Source organism: Dietzia sp. B19 (assembly GCF_014145155.1).
Classification (GTDB): domain Bacteria; phylum Actinomycetota; class Actinomycetes; order Mycobacteriales; family Mycobacteriaceae; genus Dietzia; species Dietzia natronolimnaea.
Genome location: NZ_JAALED010000033.1, coordinates 1 through 5,902, shown reverse-complemented (window position 1 = coordinate 5,902; position 5,902 = coordinate 1). Strand labels below are relative to the sequence as shown.

Sequence of the window (5,902 nt, the reverse complement as noted above, 5' to 3'; positions counted from 1 at the left end):
CGGCGTCCGTGCGCCGGTCGAGGTCGGGGGCACGCTCGGCCACCAGACGGCGCGCCCAGCCGTAGTCGGTCTTGCTGCTGGGATGGCGTTCGACGCGGTCGACCACCCAGTACGCCACGGGGATCTTGAACCCGGCCAGGTGCTCGCGCAGGGCGTGCCCGACGGCGTCGAGGTCCCGCGGGCCGGTGCCCGGCAAGGAGTCCGGCGAGGAGTCCGGCGATGAGTCCTGTGCGGCATCCGCCCACTGGACCACGGCGCCGACCCGGTGCCCGAACCGCTCGTCCGGGACCCCGAACGCCACGGCGTCCTCGATCCCGGCCACCGCCTTGAGCGCGGCCTCGACCTCCTCGGCGAAGATCTTCTCGCCGCCGGAGTTGATCACCTGACTGGCCCGGCCGAGCATGATGATCGTGTCGGGGCCGTCGTACCGTCCGCGGTCGCCGGTGAACACCCGGCGGCTGCCGGCGATCTCCCGGAAGGTCTCGGCGGTCTTGGCCTCGTCCTTGTAGTAGCCGGCGGGCTGGTACCCGCTCTTGACGATCCAGCCGATCTCCTGCGAGTCGTCGGGCAGCGGTTCGTCGAAGTCGTCGACGAGCTGCAGGGTGGTACCCCTGGGGATCCGGGGACCGTGGTCGGCGAAGAGCGACCCGTCGTCGAGATCGGCCTTGGTCACCACGCCCAGGCCGCCGAAGCCGCCCTCGGACGAGCCGAACGCGTCCATGATCATCAGATCGGGACGGAGCTCGAGCAGGTCCGCCTTGACCGAGGGCGAGAACAGGGCGGCCCCCGAGGAGACCATGAACATGCTCGAGGTGTCGGGGTCGGTCCGCCGCATCAGATCCACGAGTGGCCGGACCATCGCGTCACCGGCCACCACCGCGACCTGGATCTTCTCGGTCTCGATCTCCTCCAGGACGTCCGCGGCCCGGAAGTGCGGGAGGTAGTGCATGGTGCCGCCGGCGAACAGGCCGGTGAAGCTGGGCATGATGCCCGAGGTGTGGATGAGCGGGAGCAGGATGAGGTAGCGCATGGGGTCACCGCCCAGACCCGCCCTGGACTGGTGGAACTCGTCGGGCACCGGCTCACCCGTGTGGTAGTCCGCGCCACCTCCGAGGCTGCGCCACAGGTCCTCCTGACGCCACATCACACCCTTCGGTTTGCCCGTCGTGCCTCCGGTGAACACCAGGTAGAGATCGTCGCCGCTCCGCTCCACCCCGGGGCGCTCCGCCGACGCCGCCTCCAGGGTCTCGCGGGCGGGGAGGACACCGTCCGGAAGGGTGTCGACGCCCGAGCCGTCCTCCACCATGATCGTGTGCCGGACGGCGTCGAGCCCTCGTACGGCCTCGGTCACCGCGGCGCCGAACTCGCGGTGGAACACCAGCACGCTGGTGTCGGAGTAGTCGTAGAGGTAGCGCAGCTCCGGGCCCGAGTAGCGGTAGTTGATGCTGATGGTCACCGCCCGCAGTTTGAGGACTCCGAGGATCAGCGCCAGACAGTCCACCCCGTTGCGCAGGTGTACACCGACGTGGTCGCCGGCCCCGACGCCCAGGGAGGCGAGCGCCGAGGCCCACCGGTTGGCCTCGGCCTCCAGGTCGGCGTAGGTGAGACGACGTTCGCCCTCCACCACCGCCAGACGGTCGGCGCCGTAGGCGTCCACGGCGTGTTCGAAGAGGTCGGCCAGGTTGTGTGCCATGTGGTGTCCTCCGTGACGGGGTCGGGTGTGCTGTCTCGGGCGAGCGTCCGGTCTCAGACCGGGGTGATGGGCAGTGGCGTGCGGGCCGGTCCGAAGTCGAACGCCGCCCCGGTGCTGATCCGGGTGACGGCGACCTCGTCGGACTCCTTCGCTGGTACGTCTCCGAGCCGGAGGACGGCCTCGACCCGGGAGCCGTCCGAGGGCACGCGCTCCACGGTCCAGTGCGGGTCGACCGCCTGTGCCGCCGCGGCGAGGGGGCGCAGGCCGTCCCGGGCGAGCAGGGGCATCCAGGTGTCGTCGGCGAACGCGTCCGCCGCGGTGTCCCAGGTGACGGTGACGCTCGCGCCGTCGCCGGAGACCGACGACGAGTACCCCGTGTAGGCGGTCGGACCGGCCAGCGGGTGGAGATCGAGCACGGCGGCCAACCCGTGTGCGTCCCCCTCCACGCCGAGGACGTCGCGGATCCGTCCCGCGGCGACCCCCGCGATCCCCGTCGCCTGGTAGGCGAGCAGCCGGTCCGCGGTCTCGGCGTCCGACCGGCGACGCACCGACTGGTGGAAACCCACCGCCAGCAGGTGCATCTGCAGGTACACCTCGCGGGTCATGCGGACGAGCGCGGCCGCGGTGAACTCGGGGAAGCTCAGATCCGTCAACAGCGGACCGGCGTAGTCGTCCCGAGGGCCCTCACCGGTGGTGTCCCGCGGTTCCGGCGGCTCGAAGGCGAAGTCGATCAACCGGCTGCTCGCGGACTCGACCGCCGGCTCGGGCCACGCCGCCGGCTCTGAATCCGGGTCGATCCGCACGGTCCAGTGACAGTGCGGCGTCCGGCCCTCCGGGCTGCGCGGCGGACGGTGGATGGGCTCCACGACGGCCCGGGGGTTGGTGGCCAGCGCGGTGGCCGGGAAGGTGGGGTCCTCGATGTCGTGGCACATCGTGGTGACGAGCCGGTCCCCCATCGGTTCGACGTCCATCAGCGCACCGCAGTGGTCGAGCCAGAACTCGCCGTGGTCGTGGTCGGTGACCGCGTACCGGAAGTCCATGAACTCCGGCGGCGCCCCCACATCCAGTTGGAAGCCCTTGAAGATCTCCGCGACGCCGTCTCCCGTGATCGACAGCGCCTCCTTCATGCGCCGGGTGTAGTGCGGGCTCGCGGCCTGCCACTCCTCGATCGCCACATCGCGCATCCCGTCCACACCGAACTCGCCGAGCAGGGCCGGCATCCCCGCCCGGTCGATGAGCTGGCCGATCAGCAGCAGGTCGGGCAGCAGCCTGGCGAGCCTGGCGTGGTCGAGGGACTCCAGGGGGTCGCTGTTGACGATCCGGTCGCGCGCGGCCACCGGACTCAGACCTCGTCCGGGGCGGACACCGGCCACAAGGGGGCCGGGCTGTCCTCGATGCGATACCACCCGGCCGGCTTGTCCCCGGCCGCCTCGAACCGGGCCTTCATCGAATCGGTGAGCGCGTCGGCCTCGTACATCCGCATGAACAGGTCCACCACGTTGCCGAAGTCGAAGAAGTCGCGGTGCCACTTCCACTTCTGGTCACCGTTGTAGAGGAACCACGACCCGCCGAGCCCGTGGACCTCGTACGGCTTCCCGGTCTTCGGGTCGACGGTGTCGCGGGCGATCTGCTTCCACAGACAGAGCACGTCGCCGGTCTCGGGGTCGATGATGGTCCGGATGTAGGGGTACTCCCAGCCGTCGAGCCCGGCCATCTCCTGGCCCAGCGCGATGTCGCGGATCTCGTCCCGGCCGACGGCCATGAAGTCGTCCTTGGTGCCGTAGTTCCAGCCGTAGGTGGCGTCCTCGGCGTAGAAGTCGGCGAGCGGGGTCCAGTCCTTGTTGCGCTCGCACTCGGCGTTGGCCTCGATCCAGCGCTGCACGAACTCGGCGATCTCGGCGCGGTCGTATCGGGTCACGTCACTCACTCCTGGTGGGTCTGGTTCTCGACGAGGCGGAGTGCCTGCGTCGGGCAGTACTTGACGGCGGCCTTGACGGCCTCGAGCTGGTCGTCGGGGACCACGCCCCGCTTGGCACGCACCTTGGCCTCGGAGCCCTTGCCGACCGTGAACCAGTCGGGGGCCTCCGCCTGACATTCGGCGTGCCCCTGGCACAGGTCGAAGTCCACCTCCACCCGCATCGGCTGCTGCCCGCTCACCTGCGCTGCCTCCTCCGGTAGCGGACGGTGCACGGCTGGGCCAGCTGGACGACCATCTTGGAGTGGTCGTTGTGGTAGCTCTCGGGCGGCTGCGCGAGCTCGAACTCGAACTCCCGCAGCAGGATTGAGAAGATGGCCTTGATCTGCAGCTGGGCGAACGCCGCGCCCACGCAGCGGTGCCGTCCGGCGCCGAAGGGGATCCAGGTCCACCGGTTGACGATGTCCTCCTGGCGCGGCTCGGCATAGCGTTCCGGGTCGAAGGAGTCGGGGTCCGGGAAGTCCTCCGGCAGCCGGTTGGAGACCGCGGGGGACGCCGCGACGGTCTGCCCGGCGCGGACGACGTGGTCGCCGATCTGCACGTCCTCCTGCGCCACCCGCATGAGGATGATCAGCGGCGGGTGCAGACGCAGCGTCTCTTTCAGGGCGTTCTCGACCCTGGGCATCTGACGCAACGCCCCGAAGCTGTACTCGGCCCCGTCGGAGTAGACCTCGTCGAGTTCGGCGACCACCTGCGCGAGGTAGTCCGGGTGCTTGAGCAACTCGATGAGCATCCACGCGCTGGTACCGGAGGTGGTGTGATGTCCGGCGAACATCATGGAGATGAAGATGCCGGTGACCTCGTCCGGGGTGAACCGGTACGTGCCGTCGTCGTTCTTGACGGAGACCAGGACGTCGAGGAGGTCGCGGTCCTCCTTGCTCGCCGGCGGCTCGGCCATCCGCTGGTCCATGATCCCGGAGACCAACTCGACCAGCCCCGCTCGCGCCGCGTCCCGCTTGCGGAACGCGGGGATGTCTGCGTAGGCGTCGATGTACGCGTGGGGGTCGGTGCCCTGCTCGAGATCGTGGTAGAGGTGCGCGAACCGGGCGTCGAGCTGCTCGCGGAACTTCGGACCGATCAGGCACGCCGAGGAGGTGTAGATGGTGAGCTCGGAGAACCACTCGAGGAGGTCGATCTCACCCTCGTCGCCCCACTCGCCCACCATGCGCTGGACCTCGCGGGGGATGGTGACGGCGTGCTGGCGCATGTGCTCGCCGCGCAGCGCGGTGTTGTGCAGCATCTCCGAGCGGCGCTCGGGGCTGGCGTCGAACACGACGCCCTCACCGAACACCGGCGTCATGAACGGGTAGGCGGCGGCCTGGTCCAGCGACTCGTCCGGCGCACGGAAGAAGGCCTCGTTCGCGGCCGCCCCGGAGGCCAGGCAGATGTCGCGGTCGACGATCTTGAACACGCCGAGGTCGCCGCACTCCTCACGGACCCGCCAGAACAGGCCGATCGGGTCGGTACGGAGTTCGTCCATGTGCCCGAGCTCCCCCTCGCCGCCGGAGACCCGAAGCGGCTCGGTGAGGGTGGAGAAGTCCGTGGGCTTGTCGGTGGAGCTGTCGGTACTGGTCACGAGTAGTCCTCCTCGATTGGGGCCTCCGGCTGGATCTCCAGCTCGGTGATCTGGGCGCCGCGGGGCATCGACACCATGGCGGCGACCCCCCGGGCGAGGTCGGCCGGCTTACACATGCGCGGGTGACGACCGAAGCCGTGCTTGACCCAGTCGTTGATGACCGACTCCGCGGTCTCCGGGTCGAACTCGGTGCCCATCTCGGTCATCACCGGGCCCGGGCGGACCACGCCGAGGCGGATCCCCGTGCCCTCGAGTTCCTTGCGGGCCTGGTGGGCCATGGTCTCCAGGCCGGCCTTGGCCGCGACGTACGCCCCGGAGCGGGGCCGGGCTGTGTAGGCGACGTCGGAGCCGATCAGGACCACGTCGCCCCGACGGCGATCGACCATCCCGGGGACCACCGCGTGGAGCAGCCGCTGCACGGCGAGCAGGTGGATGTCGATCTGCGAGGCGAAGTCGTCCGGCTCCATCTCCCACACGCGGGCCATCTTCAGGGTGCCCGCGCTGGAGACCAGGACCTCGGGAGGGCCGTACGCCTCACCGGCGGCGGCCACGAACGCCGCCACCGACTCCGCGCTGGTCACGTCGACCGGTCGTGCGGTGGCCCGTCCCCCGGCCTCCCGGATCCGGCCCACGAGGTCGTCGAGGCGGTCGGCGCGGC

Annotated in this window: 6 protein-coding genes; all 6 read right to left on the bottom strand. The window is 70.2% G+C overall.

What is annotated here, in order from left to right; genetic code table 11:
* The coding region (locus tag G6020_RS01515; protein ID WP_182609433.1) for an AMP-binding protein at nt 1–1,693 on the bottom strand (1,693 nt) is incomplete at its 3' end.
* Between the two features lie 53 nt (nt 1,694–1,746).
* Nucleotides 1,747–3,030, bottom strand: a complete 1,284-nt coding sequence (locus tag G6020_RS01510; protein WP_304816606.1) for a hypothetical protein — start codon at nt 3,028–3,030, stop codon at nt 1,747–1,749.
* Nucleotides 3,031–3,035: 5 nt separating this feature from the next.
* Nucleotides 3,036–3,611, bottom strand: a complete 576-nt coding sequence (locus tag G6020_RS01505) for a nuclear transport factor 2 family protein (RefSeq protein ID WP_179525949.1) — start codon at nt 3,609–3,611, stop codon at nt 3,036–3,038.
* 5 nt (nt 3,612–3,616) lie between these two features.
* On the bottom strand, nt 3,617–3,832 hold the full coding sequence (locus G6020_RS01500) for a ferredoxin (protein ID WP_095717619.1): 216 nt from the start codon (nt 3,830–3,832) through the stop codon (nt 3,617–3,619).
* A gap of 14 nt (nt 3,833–3,846) precedes the next feature.
* Nucleotides 3,847–5,148 (bottom strand): cytochrome P450, encoded by a 1,302-nt coding sequence (locus G6020_RS01495; protein ID WP_095717665.1) that lies wholly within the window; start codon nt 5,146–5,148, stop codon nt 3,847–3,849.
* Nucleotides 5,149–5,240: 92 nt separating this feature from the next.
* Nucleotides 5,241–5,902 (bottom strand): SDR family oxidoreductase (locus G6020_RS01490; RefSeq protein ID WP_182609432.1); only part of this gene is annotated, 662 nt, incomplete at its 5' end.